Origin of the sequence: Pseudomonas sp. P9_2 (genome assembly GCF_034008255.1) — a bacterium.
Lineage (GTDB): Bacteria > Pseudomonadota > Gammaproteobacteria > Pseudomonadales > Pseudomonadaceae > Aquipseudomonas > Aquipseudomonas synxantha_A.
The window spans coordinates 304,446-317,997 of record NZ_CP125376.1; the positions used below are offsets into that span (position 1 = coordinate 304,446).

The 13,552-nt window shown below is 60.2% G+C and carries 11 protein-coding genes; 8 read left to right on the plus strand and 3 right to left on the minus strand.

Going from position 1 to position 13,552, the window contains the following annotated elements:
* Positions 1 to 187: 187 nt before the first annotated feature.
* The 8 genes from glpD to QMK52_RS01500 all read left to right on the plus strand — a co-directional run bounded on the left by glpD (position 188) and on the right by QMK52_RS01500 (position 9,102).
* On the plus strand, positions 188 to 1,726 hold the full coding sequence (gene glpD / locus QMK52_RS01465) for a glycerol-3-phosphate dehydrogenase (RefSeq protein WP_194440194.1): 1,539 nt from the start codon (positions 188 to 190) through the stop codon (positions 1,724 to 1,726).
* Positions 1,727 to 2,089: 363 nt separating this feature from the next.
* Positions 2,090 to 3,016 carry a glutamate/aspartate ABC transporter substrate-binding protein gene (locus QMK52_RS01470; RefSeq protein ID WP_005785249.1) on the plus strand — a complete coding sequence of 309 codons (927 nt, stop codon included), beginning with the start codon at positions 2,090 to 2,092 and terminating at the stop codon, positions 3,014 to 3,016.
* A gap of 193 nt (positions 3,017 to 3,209) precedes the next feature.
* Entirely contained in the window at positions 3,210 to 3,956 is a 747-nt protein-coding gene (locus tag QMK52_RS01475; RefSeq protein ID WP_320403738.1) for an amino acid ABC transporter permease, read from the plus strand.
* Positions 3,956 to 4,627 (plus strand): amino acid ABC transporter permease, encoded by a 672-nt coding sequence (locus QMK52_RS01480; RefSeq protein WP_003188954.1) that lies wholly within the window; start codon positions 3,956 to 3,958, stop codon positions 4,625 to 4,627. The genes QMK52_RS01475 and QMK52_RS01480 overlap by 1 nt, the downstream gene beginning before the upstream one ends.
* Positions 4,624 to 5,358 carry an amino acid ABC transporter ATP-binding protein gene (locus QMK52_RS01485; protein WP_003188952.1) on the plus strand — a complete coding sequence of 245 codons (735 nt, stop codon included), beginning with the start codon at positions 4,624 to 4,626 and terminating at the stop codon, positions 5,356 to 5,358. The genes QMK52_RS01480 and QMK52_RS01485 overlap by 4 nt, the downstream gene beginning before the upstream one ends.
* A 170-nt stretch (positions 5,359 to 5,528) precedes the next feature.
* Entirely contained in the window at positions 5,529 to 7,430 is a 1,902-nt protein-coding gene (locus tag QMK52_RS01490; protein WP_320403739.1) for a sensor histidine kinase, read from the plus strand.
* Positions 7,427 to 8,764 carry a sigma-54-dependent transcriptional regulator gene (locus QMK52_RS01495; protein WP_005785243.1) on the plus strand — a complete coding sequence of 446 codons (1,338 nt, stop codon included), beginning with the start codon at positions 7,427 to 7,429 and terminating at the stop codon, positions 8,762 to 8,764. Before QMK52_RS01490 ends, QMK52_RS01495 begins: the two co-directional genes overlap by 4 nt.
* A complete protein-coding gene (locus QMK52_RS01500) occupies positions 8,764 to 9,102 on the plus strand; it encodes a GlpM family protein (RefSeq protein ID WP_005785241.1) in 339 nt (112 codons plus the stop codon). Before QMK52_RS01495 ends, QMK52_RS01500 begins: the two co-directional genes overlap by 1 nt.
* Positions 9,103 to 9,226: 124 nt before the next feature.
* Here the strand turns inward: QMK52_RS01500 and QMK52_RS01505 are convergent, their stop codons facing one another.
* Genes QMK52_RS01505 through QMK52_RS01515 form a run of 3 tightly spaced genes read right to left on the minus strand, consistent with a single transcriptional unit; the run spans position 9,227 to position 13,516 of the window.
* Complete coding sequence (locus QMK52_RS01505) at positions 9,227 to 10,624, minus strand: sigma-54-dependent transcriptional regulator (RefSeq protein ID WP_005785239.1); 1,398 nt, start codon at positions 10,622 to 10,624, stop codon at positions 9,227 to 9,229.
* Positions 10,614 to 12,392 carry a HAMP domain-containing sensor histidine kinase gene (locus QMK52_RS01510; RefSeq protein ID WP_005785237.1) on the minus strand — a complete coding sequence of 593 codons (1,779 nt, stop codon included), beginning with the start codon at positions 12,390 to 12,392 and terminating at the stop codon, positions 10,614 to 10,616. The genes QMK52_RS01505 and QMK52_RS01510 overlap by 11 nt, the downstream gene beginning before the upstream one ends.
* On the minus strand, positions 12,392 to 13,516 hold the full coding sequence (locus tag QMK52_RS01515) for a GNAT family N-acetyltransferase (protein WP_005785235.1): 1,125 nt from the start codon (positions 13,514 to 13,516) through the stop codon (positions 12,392 to 12,394). Before QMK52_RS01515 ends, QMK52_RS01510 begins: the two co-directional genes overlap by 1 nt.
* Positions 13,517 to 13,552: the final 36 nt, after the last annotated feature.

Sequence of the window (13,552 nt, forward strand, 5' to 3'; positions counted from 1 at the left end):
CTTGCCCGCGATGACGGCCTCACTAACACCAATACATTCACCTTTGTTCACAATTCTTCCTTTTCCCACCCTTCGATGAGTTTTTTCAATCGAAGTCAGCTGGCTGTGCCCGCATTTATCAGCTACCATTTTCGCAAATGAACATTAATGTTCGAATTCCAAGACGAAAAGATCGCGAGGCTAGCCGATGAACCCTTCCACCTTGCCTGCTCCACCGCTTGCCGAAGTCTATGACGTTGCCGTAATTGGTGGCGGGATCAACGGCGTCGGCATTGCAGCAGACGCAGCCGGTCGCGGGTTGTCGGTATTCCTTTGCGAAAAGGATGACTTGGCCAGCCATACGTCGTCGGCCAGCAGCAAGCTGATCCACGGTGGTCTGCGTTATCTGGAACATTACGAATTCCGCCTGGTGCGTGAAGCCCTCGCCGAGCGTGAAGTACTGCTGGCCAAGGCCCCGCACATCGTCAAGCAAATGCGCTTCGTCCTGCCACACCGCCCGCACCTGCGCCCGGCGTGGATGATTCGTGCCGGTCTGTTCCTTTATGACCACTTGGGCAAGCGCGAAAAGCTGGCGGGCTCCAAAAGCCTCAAGTTCGGCGCCGACAGCCCACTCAAAAGCGAAATCACCAAGGGCTTTGAATACTCCGACTGCTGGGTCGACGACGCCCGCCTGGTGGTACTCAACGCCATGGCTGCCCGCGAGAAAGGCGCGCACATCCACACGCAGACCCGTTGCGTCAGCGCCAAGCGCAGCAACGGCATGTGGGAAATGAACATGGAACGTGCCGACGGCAGCCTGTTCTCGATCCGCGCACGCGCGCTGGTGAATGCCGCCGGCCCGTGGGTAGCCAAATTCATCAGGGACGACCTGAAGCTGGATTCGCCTTATGGCATTCGCCTGATCCAGGGCAGCCACCTGATCGTGCCAAGACTGTACGAGGGTGCCCATGCGCATATCCTGCAGAACGAAGACCAACGCATCGTCTTCACCATTCCGTACCTGAACCACCTGACCATCATCGGCACCACCGATCGCGAATACACGGGCGACCCGGCTGCAGTTGCGATTACCGAAGGTGAAACCGACTACATGCTCAAGGTGGTCAACGCGCACTTCAAGAAGCAACTGAGCCGCGAGGATATCGTCCACACGTATTCCGGTGTGCGCCCACTGTGCAATGACGAATCGGACAACCCGTCGGCCATTACGCGTGACTACACCTTGTCGCTGTCCGGCGGTACCGGCGAAGCGCCGATCCTGTCGGTGTTCGGCGGCAAGCTGACCACCTATCGCAAGCTGGCCGAATCGGCCATGGCCCAACTGGCGCCGTACTTTACCCAGATGCGCCCAAGCTGGACCGCCACCGCCAGCCTGCCCGGCGGCGAAAACATGAGCACGCCTGAAGCGCTGGCCGAAGCCATCCGCAACAAGTTCGACTGGGTGCCGAGCGAGATCGCCCGCCGCTGGTCCACCACTTATGGCAGCCGCACCTGGCGCCTATTGGAAGGCGTGCAATCGCTGGCTGACCTCGGTGACCACCTGGGTGGCGGCCTGTATACCCGCGAAGTCGACTACCTGTGCGCCGAAGAGTGGGTGACCCAACCGCAGGACGTGCTGTGGCGCCGTACCAAGCTTGGCCTGTTCACCACACCGCAGGAGCAGGAAAACCTGCAGCGTTACCTGTCCAAGGTCGAGCAGAGCCGCAGCAAGATCGAAGCGGCCTGACCGCCCAATTGTAAGAGCGAGCTTGCTCGCGAAAAACCTGAGAGCGCCGCGTTTATTCAGCATAAACGCGGCGCTTTTGCGTTTTTCGCGAGCAAGCTCGCCCCTACGGACTATTCGGTTTTCCGAACACCCCCCCTCCACCCTATTCGGTTTGCCGGACCCCCGCCTGAAAATATCGCCGAAACAAAAAGTTAATCTCCATATAAATCATGTAGTTATCCTTTTATTTTCGGTATGGCACGACTCATGCTCTACACTCTCTGACGATTACCTGAGGCGCCTTAGGAGCCGTCACGGGCATTCGCTATACAAGAGAGCCGTTCACCTGGCTTCATAAAAAAAACAAATGTCGAGGAAGTATTGATGCGTATCGTTCCCCATATCCTGGGCGCAGCTATCGCTGCTGCTCTGATCAGCACTCCAGTTTTCGCCGCAGAACTCACCGGCACGCTGAAGAAAATCAACGACTCCGGCACCATCACTCTCGCTCACCGCGACAGCTCTATTCCGTTTTCCTACATTGCGGATGGTTCGGGCAAACCCGTGGGCTACTCCCACGACATTCAGTTGGCCGTCGTTGAACAACTGAAAAAAGACCTGAACAAACCCGACCTGAAAGCCAAATACAACCTGGTGACCTCGCAAACCCGTATCCCGTTGATCCAGAACGGCACCGCGGACCTGGAATGCGGCTCCACCACCAACAACGCCGAACGTGCCCAGCAAGTCGATTTCACCGTCAACATCTTCGAAATCGGCACCCGCCTGCTGGTCAAGAAAGACAAGGAAGGCAAGCCGTCCTACGCTGACTTTGCCGACCTCAAAGGCAAGAACGTCGTGACCACCGCCGGCACCACGTCCGAGCGCATCATCAAGGCGATGAACGCCGACAAGCAGATGGGCATGAACGTTATCTCCGCCAAAGACCACGGCGAATCCTTCCAGATGCTCGAAAGCGGCCGTGCCGTTGCGTTCATGATGGACGACGCGCTGCTGGCCGGTGAAGAAGCCAAGGCCAAGAAGCCGGATGACTGGGTTATCACCGGCACTCCGCAGTCCTTCGAAGCCTATGCCTGCATGGTTCGCAAAGGCGACCCGGACTTCAAGAAAGCCGTGGATGACGCCATTGTCGCCCTGTACAAGTCCGGCGAGATCAACAAGATCTACGCCAAATGGTTCGAAAGCCCAATCCCACCGAAGGGCCTGAACCTGAACTTCCCGATGAGCGACAAGGTCAAGGAGCTGATCGCCAACCCAAGCGACAAACCAGCGCCAGAAGTAAAAATCTGATACCTGACTAAGCTTATCTCCTGAGGGAGCCAACCCTCCCTCAGGCGTCTGTAATTACCTGCTGGCTTCAACTTGGAACACTCGACCTGGCGGTTTTCGAGCCGATCGCGTGTGCCTGGCATTCATTGTCGGGCGGAAAAGGATCTTCCCAAGCAGGTGCTTGTACATCGATCGATCTCGAGGGGAGACCCTAATGAATTACAACTGGGACTGGGGCGTGTTCTTCAAGTCCACCGGCGTGGGCAGCGAGACTTATCTCGACTGGTACATCTCCGGGCTGGGCTGGACCATCGCCATCGCCATCGTGGCATGGATTATCGCCTTGCTGCTGGGCTCCATTCTGGGGGTCATGCGCACGGTGCCAAACCGCCTCGTGTCGGGCATTGCGACCTGCTACGTAGAACTGTTTCGTAACGTGCCGCTGCTGGTTCAGCTGTTCATCTGGTACTTCCTGGTACCGGATATGCTGCCGCAAAACCTGCAGGACTGGTACAAACAAGACCTGAACCCGACCACCTCGGCCTACCTGAGCGTTGTGGTGTGCCTGGGCCTGTTCACCGCCGCCCGTGTGTGTGAGCAAGTACGTACAGGCATCCAGGCGCTGCCACGTGGCCAGGAATCCGCCGCGCGCGCCATGGGCTTCAAGCTGCCGCAGATCTACTGGAACGTGCTGCTGCCCCAGGCGTATCGCATCATCATTCCACCGCTTACCTCCGAATTCCTCAACGTGTTCAAGAACTCCTCCGTGGCGTCCTTGATCGGCTTGATGGAACTGCTGGCGCAAACCAAACAGACCGCCGAGTTTTCGGCCAACCTGTTTGAAGCCTTCACCCTGGCCACGCTGATCTACTTCACCCTGAACATGAGCCTGATGCTGCTGATGCGCGTAGTGGAGAAGAAAGTCGCAGTGCCCGGCCTGATCTCCGTGGAGGGTAAATAATGGACTTCGATTTCAGCGGCATCATCCCCGCCATCCCGGGCCTGTGGAACGGCATGGTCATGACCTTGAAGCTGATGGTCATGGGCGTGGTCGGCGGCATCATCATCGGGACCATCCTGGCCCTGATGCGCTTGTCGTCCAATAAACTGCTGTCGCGTGTGGCCGGCGCCTATGTGAACTACTTCCGCTCGATCCCGCTGCTGCTGGTGATCACCTGGTTCTACCTGGCGGTGCCGTTCGTACTGCGCTGGATCACCGGCGAAGACACGCCGATCGGTGCGTTCACGTCCTGCGTCGTGGCGTTCATGATGTTCGAGGCTGCGTACTTCTGCGAAATCGTGCGGGCCGGCGTGCAGTCGATCCCCAAGGGCCAGATGGCAGCGGCACAAGCGATGGGCATGACCTACGGCCAGACCATGCGCCTGATCATCCTGCCCCAGGCGTTCCGCAAGATGACGCCGTTGCTGCTGCAACAATCGATCATCCTGTTCCAGGACACCTCCCTGGTCTACACCGTGGGCCTGGTGGACTTCCTCAACTCCGCCCGCTCCAACGGCGACATCATCGGCCGCTCCAATGAGTTCCTGATCTTTGCCGGTGTCGTCTACTTCATCATCAGCTTTTCCGCCTCGCTGCTGGTCAAGCGTCTGCAAAAAAGGTTTGCCGTATGATCTCTATCAAGAACATCAACAAGTGGTATGGCGACTTCCAGGTGCTGACCGATTGCAGCACCGAGGTTAAGAAAGGCGAAGTGATCGTGGTGTGCGGGCCCTCCGGCTCGGGCAAGTCCACCCTGATCAAGTGCGTCAACGCGCTGGAACCGTTCCAGAAGGGCGACATTGTGGTCGATGGCACCTCCATCGCCGACCCGAAGACCAACCTGCCAAAACTGCGTTCACGCGTTGGCATGGTGTTCCAGCACTTCGAGCTGTTCCCGCACCTGACCATCACTGAAAACCTGACCATCGCGCAGATCAAGGTGCTGGGCCGCAGCAAGGAAGAAGCCACCAAGAAGGGTCTGCAACTGCTCGACCGCGTAGGCTTGTCGGCACACGCCCACAAGCATCCTGGCCAGCTCTCCGGCGGCCAGCAGCAACGTGTGGCGATTGCCCGCGCCCTGGCCATGGACCCGATCGTCATGCTGTTCGACGAACCGACCTCGGCGCTGGACCCGGAAATGGTCAACGAAGTGCTCGACGTGATGGTGCAACTGGCCCATGAAGGCATGACCATGATGTGCGTGACCCACGAAATGGGCTTCGCGCGCAAAGTGGCCGACCGCGTGATTTTCATGGACGCCGGCAAGATCATCGAAGACTGCCCGAAAGAAGAGTTCTTCGGCGACATCAGCGCACGCTCCGAACGCGCACAGCACTTCCTTGAGAAAATCCTGCAGCACTAAGTACTAAGCAGCTCCCACTGTAGGAATATGGCCAATGTGGGAGGGGGCTTGCCCCCGATAGCGGTGGATCAGTGACAGATGTATCGACTGACACACTGCTATCGGGGGCAAGCCCCCTCCCACACTGGATCGCACAGGCTGGCAGCTCTGGTTGACCCAAGGCATCTGTGATGAAATGCGACCCCAATCAATATCGCGCCGCACCGCCATCACTTGCCGTGAAGCCTCGTCTGATACGCCAACTGTTCCTTCCGCCGTTGATCATCGCCCTGATGATCGGCCTGGGTTATATCGGCTTTTGGGTCAGCGAGTACTATGGCATCCGCACCCTCAGCGACAACGGCGAACGCCAGTTGGAGTTGCACGCCCGCACCGTCGAAAGTGAACTGAGCAAATACACCTACCTGCCCAGCCTGCTGGAGCTGGAGTCCAGCGTGTCGCAATTGCTGGCCGAGCCGAATCAGGAAACCCGTAAAACGGTCAACGACTACCTTGAGGGCCTGAATCGTCGCAGTCGCAGCAGAGCCATCTACGTGATGGACACCACCGGCCGCGTGCTGGCCACCAGTAACTGGCGCGATGCCGACAGTTACCAGGGTGAGGACCTGTCTTTTCGCGCCTATTTCCAGAATGCCGTACGCGGCCAACCCGGCCGTTTCTACGGTATCGGCAGCACCAACGGCGAACCCGGCTATTACCTGGCCCATGGCCTGGAAGAGCACGGCAAGATCATCGGCGTCGCCGTGGTCAAGGTGCGCCTCGAAGCCCTCGAAGAACGCTGGCAGCGTGCCCGTCTCGAGGCGTTCGTGAGCGACGAGAACGGCATCATCATTCTGTCCAGTGACCCGGCGCGCCGCCTCAAGGCTGTACGCCCGCTGAGCGATGACACCAAGGATCGCCTGGCCCACAGCCTGCAATATTACTGGGCGACGCTCAATGAACTGCAACCCCTGGCCCGCGAGCGCCTGAACGAAGGCACCGAGAAACTGACCTTCCCGGCCAATTCGGAAGTGGTCAACGACCAGCACGCTGTCAGCTACCTGGCGCAAACCCGACCGCTCAACGACACGCCGTGGAATTTCACCCTGCTCACCCCGCTCAATGACCTGCGCCGTGCCGCGATCAATCAGGGCATTCTGGTAGCAGTTGCCTTCGGCCTTGTCGCCTTCCTGCTGATTGCCTGGAACGAGCGACGCAAGGTCATCGCCACCCGCCTCGCCGCTCGGGAAGCCCTGCAGGAAGCCAACAGCCAACTGGAGCGGCGGATCGCCGAACGCACCGCCGACCTGCGCGCCAGTAACGAACGGCTCAAGGGCCAGATCCGTGAACGGCGCCAGGCCGAAGAGACCCTGCGCCGCGCCCAGGACGAATTGGTACAGGCCGGCAAACTCGCCGCCATCGGCCAGATGTCCACCAGCATCGCCCACGAGTTGAACCAGCCGCTGGCCGCGCTGCGCACCCTGTCCGGCAATACCGTGCGCTTCCTTGAGCGCGGCGCCCTGGACACCGCCAGCACCAACCTCAAGACCATCAACGAACTGATCGACCGCATGGGCCGTATCACCGCCAGCCTGCGCTCGTTCGCCCGGCGCGGCGATGACCAGGGCGAAGCCAGCCTGGGCAAGGCCGTGGACGCTGCGTTCCAGGTGCTGGGCGCACGCCTGGACGGTTTGCCACTGACCTTGCACCGCGACTTCGCACCCGCCCAGTTGCAGATCGACCAGACGCGCCTGGAACAGATCCTGGTCAACCTGATCGGTAATGCTCTGGACGCGATGCAGGCGCAACCGGCGCCGCAATTGTGGTTGGAGGGCCAGAGTACCGAGGGCAAATACCGCCTGCTGGTACGCGACAATGGTCACGGCATCGCCCCTGAGGCACGCAAGCATTTGTTCGAACCCTTCTTCACCACCAAGCCCGGCGAACAAGGCCTGGGCCTGGGCCTGACCCTGTCCGCTAGCCTCGCAGCCGCGACCGGTGGCAGCCTGGCCGTGGAACACCCGGCCGGTGGTGGTACTGCCTTTGTCCTGAACCTGCCGCTGGCGGGCGCTAAAAAAGTTGAGTCGACATGAATACTGATCCCCAAGACCTGACCGTGCTGATCGTCGAAGATGATCCCCACGTGCTGCTCGGTTGCCAACAGGCCCTGGCGCTGGAAGACATCCCCAGCGTCGGCGTGGGCAGCGCCGAAGAAGCGCTAAAACGTATCGGCGAAAACTTTGCCGGCATCGTCATCAGCGATATTCGCCTGCCGGGCATCGATGGCCTGGAGCTACTGACCCGCCTCAAGGCGTTGGATAAAAGCCTGCCGGTGGTCCTGATTACCGGGCATGGCGACATTTCCATGGCCGTCGGCGCCATGCGCAACGGCGCCTACGACTTCATGGAAAAACCCTTCTCTCCCGAGCGCCTGGTCGATGTTGCCCGTCGCGCCCTGGAGCAGCGTGGGCTGGCGCGAGAGGTCTGGTCACTGCGCCGCCAGTTGGCCGAGCGTGATTCGCTGGAAGGCCGCATCATTGGCCGCTCGCCGGCGATGCAGAACCTGCGCGAGCTGATCGCCAACGTCGCCGACACATCGGCCAACGTGCTGATCGAAGGCGAGACTGGCACCGGCAAGGAGCTGGTTGCCCGTTGCCTGCATGATTTCAGCCGACGCCACTCCCATCAGTTCGTCGCCTTGAACTGCGGGGGCCTGCCGGAAAACCTGTTCGAAAGCGAAATTTTCGGCCACGAGGCCAATGCCTTCACCGGCGCCGGCAAACGCCGCATCGGCAAGATCGAACACGCCCACCAGGGCACGCTGTTCCTCGATGAAGTGGAAAGTATGCCGATCAACCTGCAGATCAAACTGCTGCGGGTGCTGCAGGAACGCACCCTGGAGCGCCTGGGATCGAACCAGAGCGTGGCGGTGGATTGCCGGGTAATCGCTGCCACCAAGTCCGACCTCGACGAACTGAGCCGCGCCAACCAGTTCCGCAGCGACCTGTACTACCGCCTCAACGTGGTCACCCTGGAACTGCCGCCTTTGCGCGAGCGGCGCGAAGACATCCTGCAACTGTTCGAACACTTCCTGCAGCAATCGTCGCTGCGCTTCGACCGGGCGGTGCCGGAGTTGGACAACCAGACCCTGTCGAGCCTGATGAGCCACGACTGGCCGGGCAACGTGCGTGAACTGCGCAACGTCGCCGAACGTTTTGCCCTGGGGCTGCCCGCCTTCAAGAAAAGCGGCGCCAGCAGCGGCAACCACGGCCTGGCCTTTACCGAAGCGGTGGAAGCCTTTGAGCGCAACCTGCTGGTGGACGCCCTGCAGCGTAGCGGCGGCAACCTGACCCAGGCCAGCCAGGAATTGGGCATGGCCAAGACCACGCTGTTCGACAAGGTCAAGAAATACGGGTTGAGTCACTGATGGATCTGTTCTTGAAGGCCGCACTTGGCGCGGCGGTGGTGCTGATCCTGGCGGCACTGGCCAAGACCAAAAACTATTACATCGCAGGCTTGGTGCCACTGTTTCCGACCTTCGCACTGATCGCCCACTACATCGTCGGCAAAGGGCGTTCGGTGGAGGATTTGAAGACCACCATCGTGTTCGGGATGTGGTCGATCATTCCGTACTTCGTGTACCTGGCGACCTTGTATGTGATGGTCGATCGGATGCGGCTGGAGGCATCACTGGCAGTAGCTGCCGTGGCCTGGTTGATGGCCGCGACGATCCTGGTCAGCATCTGGGTTCGCCTCCACTCCTGACTCAACTCGGTCAACAATGTGGGAGGGGGCTTGCTCCCGATAGCGGTGGATCAGTGAAATAGGTACTGACTGACACACTGTTATCGGGAGCAAGCCCCCTCCCACATTTTTTGCCCGCCGTGTGTCAGCGGACGATTTTGTCGACTTGAATCCCGAGTTTTTTCAGGCGATACCAGAAACTGCGTTCGGAAATGCCGATCCGCTGCGCCGCCGCAGCCTGCACCCCGTTGCTCTCCTGCAACGCCGCCAGGATGTAGGCTTTCTCCACCTCGGCCAGCGCCGCATCCAGATCCTGCGGCACGCCCGGGCCGTCGCTGAGGATCGCCGTCACATCGCCCTCGCTCGGTTTTGAAGCAAACAGATAACCCGGCAAATCAATATCCTCGATCACCGGCGACGCTGCGACGATGGTCGCGCGCTCCACGCAGTTTTGCAGCTCGCGGATATTGCCCGGCCAGTGATACGCCGCCATCGCCTGCAATGCCTCGGGGCTGAAGCCGGTAATGCGCTTACCGGCGGTGGCGCTCAAGGTCTGGGCGAAATGCCGGGCCAGGGGCGCGATATCTTCCACGCGCTCACGCAGGGCCGGCAATGGAATCGGGAAGACGTTGAGGCGGTAGTAGAGGTCTTCGCGAAACTCTTTGTTCGCCACTGCGTCCAGCAGGTTCTTGTTGGTGGCGGCAATGACCCGCACATCCACCTTGCGCTCGCGTGGGTCACCCACCGGCTCGATGACCCGCTCTTGCAAGGCGCGCAAAATCTTGGCCTGCAACGCCAGGGGCATGTCCCCCACTTCATCGAGGAACAACGTGCCCTTGTCGGCCTGCATGAAGCGCCCTACCCGGTCGGCCACGGCGCCGGTGAAGGCACCTTTGCGATGGCCGAACATCTCGCTTTCCAGCAAACCTTCGGGAATCGCCGCGCAGTTGACGGCCACAAAGGGTTTGTCGGCACGGCTGCCATGCTTGTGGATGGCGCGGGCGACCATTTCCTTGCCGGTGCCGCTTTCGCCGGTCAGCAGGATGGTTGCGCTGCTGTCACGCACCGAATCCACGGCTTGCAGCACCTTGCGAAACGCCGGGCTGTCGCCCACCAGGCTGTCGAACTGCGCATGTTCGTCCAGCTCGGCGCGCATCCGTGCGTTATCGCGCATGATGTCGCGAAATTGCAGGGCCTTGGCCACGGTGATGTCCAGCTCATCGATATCGAACGGCTTGGCGATGTAGTCATAGGCACCGTTGCGCATCGACTGCACGGCATTTTTTACCGTGCTGTAGGCGGTCATCACAATCACCGGCACCTGTGGATAGCGCACCTTGATCTCGGCCAGCAATGCCGGCCCGTCCATGCCCGGCATACGCCAGTCGCTGATCACCAGGTCGATGTCCTCCTCGCCCAGCACCTTGAGCGCATGCAGGCCGTTGCCCGCGCTGAACACCTGGATACCGTTCTGGCTCAGGGCCTGGGTCAGCAAATCACAGAGCTTGGGCTCGTCGTCGACCACCAATACGTTATGCGTCATGCCCGTCCTCATCCTCACCGTCGTCTTCACCGTTAGCCGGAATGTACAGGCTGAAGGTGGCGCCGGCATCTTTCTCACTGGCGCATTCGATGCTGCCGTCGTGACTTTCCATGATCGAATAGACTTTGGCCAGACCCAGGCCGGTGCCCGATGCCTTGGTGGTGACAAACGGCGTGAAGATACGCTCGACCATATCCGCCGGGATACCCTGACCGGTATCGGCGATGCTGATCACCGTGTTGTCGCCCACGTTGCGGATGCCCAGGGTCAGGCGCCCGCCTTCGGGCATCGCGTCGATGGCGTTGAGTATCAGATTGAGGCAAGCCTGCTTGAGCTGCTTGGCATCGGCATAGATCGTGGCGTCGGGCGCCTGGTCGTCAATCTGTGCATCAATATTGTGGGTGCTCAGCTCCGGGCCGCAAAAACCGAGGATTTCTTCCACCAGGGCACGTGCCGGCTGCAGCACGCGTATCGGTGGATTGGGTTTGGCGAAATCGAGGAACTCGGTAATCAGCTCGTTGATGCGGCTGACCTCGCTGATGACGTACTCCAGGTGACGCTTGTCGGTTTCCGCCAGGTCGGCACGCCGGTGCAACAATTGGGTGGCGGTCTTGATGATGCCCAGCGGGTTGCGGATTTCATGGGCCAGGCCCATGGCGACTTCACCCAGGGCATGCAGCCGATCACGCCGGCGCAGTTGGGCTTCCAGGTGGTGCAGTTCGCCGAGGCGCTCGGTCATGTGGTTGAAGGTACTGCTCAACTGCGCCAGTTCATCACCGCCACTGACCACCACGCGATGCGCGTAACTACCGGAAATCACCGCGTTCACACCTTGGGACAAGTCGCGCAGCGGTTTGGTCAGGCGCTGCGACACCAGCACCCCGGCCGCCAGTGACAGCGCCGAGCTGAGCAGGAAGATCAGCACGAACAGGTTGCTCTGGTTCACCAGCCCTACCAGGCTGGTGTGACGCAACAGGCCGCTGAATATAACGCCTTGCAGTTCGCCGGCATCATTGAAGATCGGCCAGTACAAACCGCTGTACTGGTTAGTGAATTGCTCGCTGGGCTGCTTGGTGCTGCGCAGCGCGGCCTCGACGTTCTTCGGGATGCGCGAAGGGTGATTCTCGAAACGCTGGGTGGAAAATATCTCGGAAAAACCCGCCGGGTTGGCCAGGTACAAACGCAGGTCCAGGGAGTGCACATCGGCCACGCTGGTGAGGAAACTGCTGTCCAGGTAGGTCGCCACCAACAACAGGTAATCAACGCCATCGCGGCTGGTCTCGAAGGTTGACACCACCAGCCCCGTGCTCACCCCCGCGACTTGCACGGTCTGCAGCACGGCATTGCTGGTCAGGTTGATCTGCCTGACGATGTCATCGGCGGCTGTGCTGAACACCACTTTGTGGTCGCTGGTGCGAATCAGCGCGACCACGTCGATATCGGTGGCATCGGCAATGTCGGCGGTCAGCCGGTCATGCCTGGCCGCCTGTTTCGACGACGGTGGGCTGGTATAGCGCAAGAACAGCTTGGCCATGCGCGCGTTGTCATGAAGGATGTCACCGATCTCATCCTTGACGATCTTGGTCGATTCTTGCAGCCAGATACGCACGTTGCTGTCGAAAATCTGCGACAGCGTGGTGGCGGCCAGCTCAGCGGCAATCATGGTCGGAATAACGCTGACCAGCCAGAACGCCAGCACCAGCTTGCGCTGGACGCTCCAACGCGAAATGGCAAAGGGGCGGGCTTTCTGGCGGGTCTTGGTGATCATCAGGTTTCGCTTATCGCAGCAGCCATGGCAGGGTCGGAACGATCCGGTCGAATAAACAGTTTTACAAGCTTGAGCAGGCCGTTGACCAGCCGGTTGCGATGGCGAAAGAACAGGCTGTTGCCCTCGAACTCGCACCCCAGCCGCAGTTTACTGGCATACCCGGCCTGGCCGCACTCGTACACCGGGATATTGTGTTCAATACAATAGTCGACATTGGTCAGCCAACTGCGAAAGTACAGGTTGTACTCACGGCTGAATTCGATGTCGTGGCCAAAGAACTTATCCACCAGCCGCTGCTCATCCAGCAGGATCAGGTTGAACGCCACCAGGCGTTCGTCCACCCAGTAAAGAACACAGACCGCCCGCTCGTGAAGGTGTTCAAGCACGCCGGTGAAGTAAGCGGCAGGCAGGCGCTCGAACTGTAGATCCGCGCGCGCAAGCGTGGCCTCGTACAGGCGCATGATCTCGGGCAGCACATCATCGACGTTGTGCCGCCACTCGATGCGCGGCCCGGGTGCCCGTAGCTTGCGGCGCAGGTCCTTGCGCGTGGATTTGCCCAGCGAGCCCAGGTACGCATCCACCGACCCGTAGGGCAACGGCAACACCCCGGTCGGCAAGCTCGGCATGGTCTGAAAGCCGGCTGCACGACAACTGTCGGCCCAATGCGGGTCGTTGGTCGGCGCGTCCTTGACCGCCACCAGCCCAATACCGAAGTGGTCGGCATCCCGACGCGCAGCCGCCAGTAACTGCTGCAACAACAACGCGCGGCGGCCCTCGGGCACATGGCTGGCGACCCCCGCATCACAACGCTCAGCCACCGGCGAACCAATGGCGTACAGCGCCAATTGCAAAGCCTGCGGCCACAGGCGAGCCAGGCGTTCGGTCACGCGCTTGCCCGCCCCCGACACCGTGGTGTCGAGGCGATAATGGGTAATGAACGCAGCAGCCACAGCCACCAGCGTTTCATCTTCGTAGACCGCCAGGTAACGCCACTGAAAATCATCGATAGCGGCGTTTTCTACGGCCAGGTAATAGTCCCAATCCTCCAGGGCACCGGGAAAACAGTCGTTCCAGGCATCGCGCTGGATAGCCCGGATGGTCGGGAAGGCTTGGGTGGTTATCACAGATTGCCCTTATTTCTATGGCGAACGCCGATCAAA

What these genes read in the sequence shown, in the direction of transcription:
- QMK52_RS01470 (WP_005785249.1), top strand. Translation starts at nt 2,090, where the DNA reads ATGCGTATCGTTCCCCATATCCTGGGCGCAGCTATCGCTGCTGCTCTG.
- glpD (WP_194440194.1), top strand. Translation starts at nt 188, where the DNA reads ATGAACCCTTCCACCTTGCCTGCTCCACCGCTTGCCGAAGTCTATGAC.
- QMK52_RS01495 (WP_005785243.1), top strand. Translation starts at nt 7,427, where the DNA reads ATGAATACTGATCCCCAAGACCTGACCGTGCTGATCGTCGAAGATGAT.
- QMK52_RS01500 (WP_005785241.1), top strand. Translation starts at nt 8,764, where the DNA reads ATGGATCTGTTCTTGAAGGCCGCACTTGGCGCGGCGGTGGTGCTGATC.
- QMK52_RS01480 (WP_003188954.1), top strand. Translation starts at nt 3,956, where the DNA reads ATGGACTTCGATTTCAGCGGCATCATCCCCGCCATCCCGGGCCTGTGG.
- QMK52_RS01475 (WP_320403738.1), top strand. Translation starts at nt 3,210, where the DNA reads ATGAATTACAACTGGGACTGGGGCGTGTTCTTCAAGTCCACCGGCGTG.
- QMK52_RS01485 (WP_003188952.1), top strand. Translation starts at nt 4,624, where the DNA reads ATGATCTCTATCAAGAACATCAACAAGTGGTATGGCGACTTCCAGGTG.
- QMK52_RS01490 (WP_320403739.1), top strand. Translation starts at nt 5,529, where the DNA reads ATGAAATGCGACCCCAATCAATATCGCGCCGCACCGCCATCACTTGCC.
- QMK52_RS01505 (WP_005785239.1), bottom strand. Translation starts at nt 10,624, where the DNA reads ATGACGCATAACGTATTGGTGGTCGACGACGAGCCCAAGCTCTGTGAT.
- QMK52_RS01510 (WP_005785237.1), bottom strand. Translation starts at nt 12,392, where the DNA reads ATGATCACCAAGACCCGCCAGAAAGCCCGCCCCTTTGCCATTTCGCGT.